A 2,001-nucleotide genomic window follows, 5' to 3' on the forward strand; every position below is an offset into this window, starting at 1 on the left:
GCCGACACCCGGCCGGTGTCGGCGGTCAGCTCCGCGGTCTCCAGCGCGGGCAGCTCCCGCTCGGCCCGGCTGACCACGGCCGGCAGCAGCCGGTTCAGCACGCTGGGGGACGCGACGATCCGGGCCGTCCCCGTCCGGGACTCCTCGTGCAGCCGCACCCGGGCCAGCAGGGACCGGGCCTGGCCGAGCAGCCCGGCGGCCTCGGCGGCCATCACCTCGCCGGCCGGGGTCAGCCGGACCGCCCGCCGGCTGCGGTCGAAGAGCTCGACGCCCACCGTCCGCTCCAGCCGGGCCACCTCCTGGCTGACCGTCGGCTGGGAGATGTGCAGGCGTTCGGCGGCGCGGCCGAAGTGCAGCGTGTCGGCCACCGCGAGGAAGACCTCGAGCTGACGCAGAGTGAAACCCATAGCCGGAAGCCTATGGGAAGGCCCAGGACTCATTCTGGATCCCGATGCGAACGATCCCTAGGCTGAGCCGCGGTTGCCACACCGTGGTGGTATCGCAGAGAAGAGCACCTGCCATGACCGGACTCCCCATCCGCATCTCCGACGAAGTCGCCCGGGCCGTCGCCGCCGGAGCCCCCGTCGTCGCCCTGGAATCGACCATCTTCACGCACGGCCTGCCGCGGCCCCGCAACCTGGAGGTCGCGCTGGAGGCGGAGGAGGGGCTGCGGGCCGCCGGGGTCGTCCCGGCCACGATCGGCGTCCACGCCGGGGTGCCGACGGTCGGGCTCGGCACGGACCAGATCAAGGAGCTGTCCGAGGCGGACGACCTCGACAAGGCGAGCCTGCGCGACCTGCCGGTGGTCACCGCGCTCGGCCGGCACGGCGGGACGACCGTCGCCGCCACCGCCTTCCTCGCCCACCGCGCGGGCATCCGGGTGTTCTCCACCGGAGGCCTCGGCGGCGTGCACTTCGGGGCGTCCGAGACCTTCGACGAGTCGGCCGACCTGACCACGCTGGCCGCCACGCCGGTCACCGTCATCAGCGCGGGCGTGAAGTCGATCCTCGACATCCGGGCCACCCTGGAGCGGTTCGAGACGCTCAACATCCCGGTCATCGGCTACCGCACCAACCAGTACCCCGGCTTCTACGTCACCGACTCCGGACACCGGATCAACTACCGGGTCGACACGCCCGAGGAGGCCGCCCGGGTGATCGCCGCCCGTGACGGCCTGGAGCTGAGCCAGGCCGTGCTGATCGCCAACCCGGTCGACCCCGCCAAGCAGCTGCCGCCCGAGGAGCTGGACGTGCTGCTGGAACGGGCCTGGGCCGAGGCCGAGCGCCGGGGCATCACCGGCAACGCCTCGACGCCGTTCCTGCTCGACTTCATCCAGCGCGACACCGGCGGCCGCAGCCTGGACGTCAACGTGGAGGTCTACCGCGGCAACGTCCGGCTCGGCGGGCAGATCGCCACCGCGCTCGCCGCCCTGCGGAACGAGGCGTAGGCGCATGCTCGGAGTACTCGGCGATCTCGTCGAAGACGTCGTCGTCTGGGTCGACGGCCCGCTCCGGCACGGCACCGACACCAGCGCCCGGGTCTTCCGGCGGCGCGGCGGCAGCGCGGCCAACGTCGCGGCCTTCGCGGCCGGCCGGTGCCCCGTGCGCTTCCTCGGCTGCGTCGGCGACGACCCGGCCGGGGACGGCCTGGTCGCCGAACTGGCTGGCCACGGCGTCGACGTCCGGGTCACCCGCGAGGGGCGGACCGGCAGCATCGTCGTGCTGATCGACGGCGGCGGCGAGCGGACCATGCTCCCCGACCGGGGCGCGGCCACGCTGCTCGACACCGTCCCGGACGCCTGGCTGGACGGGCTGGCCCACCTGCACGTGCCCGCCTACTCCTTCGACGGGGAGCCGGTCGGCACCGCCGCGGTCGACGCGCTGCGGCGGGTCCGCCGGGCGGGCGGCTGCCGCCGCCGTCGAGCACGGCGGCGACCGCCGGTTGCAGGTCGAGCGGAGAGACGGCGGCGGGCGCACCGGGCAGCCCCTGCCGTCCACGCCG

At 74.5% G+C, this 2,001-nt stretch carries 3 protein-coding genes; 2 read left to right on the top strand and 1 reads right to left on the bottom strand.

What is annotated here, in order from left to right; translation table 11 throughout:
- On the bottom strand, positions 1–407 hold a 407-nt coding region (locus ABZ885_RS40035), incomplete at its 3' end, for a LysR family transcriptional regulator (RefSeq protein WP_360199962.1).
- A gap of 113 nt (positions 408–520) precedes the next feature.
- Between ABZ885_RS40035 and ABZ885_RS40040 the strand changes: the two genes are divergently transcribed.
- Together ABZ885_RS40040 and ABZ885_RS40045 are read left to right on the top strand one after the other, a co-directional pair.
- The gene (locus ABZ885_RS40040; protein WP_360199964.1) at positions 521–1,447 is read left to right on the top strand and encodes a pseudouridine-5'-phosphate glycosidase; all 927 of its coding nucleotides are present in this window, start codon (positions 521–523) and stop codon (positions 1,445–1,447) included.
- A 4-nt stretch (positions 1,448–1,451) separates the two neighbouring features.
- Positions 1,452–2,001 (top strand): carbohydrate kinase family protein (locus ABZ885_RS40045; RefSeq protein WP_360199966.1); only part of this gene is annotated, 550 nt, incomplete at its 3' end.

Source organism: Kitasatospora sp. NPDC047058 (genome assembly GCF_040643935.1).
Taxonomy (GTDB): Bacteria; Actinomycetota; Actinomycetes; order Streptomycetales; family Streptomycetaceae; genus Kitasatospora.

Coding starts and splice junctions, on each gene's coding strand:
- ABZ885_RS40040 (WP_360199964.1), top strand. CDS start 521: ATGACCGGACTCCCCATCCGCATCTCCGACGAAGTCGCCCGGGCCGTC.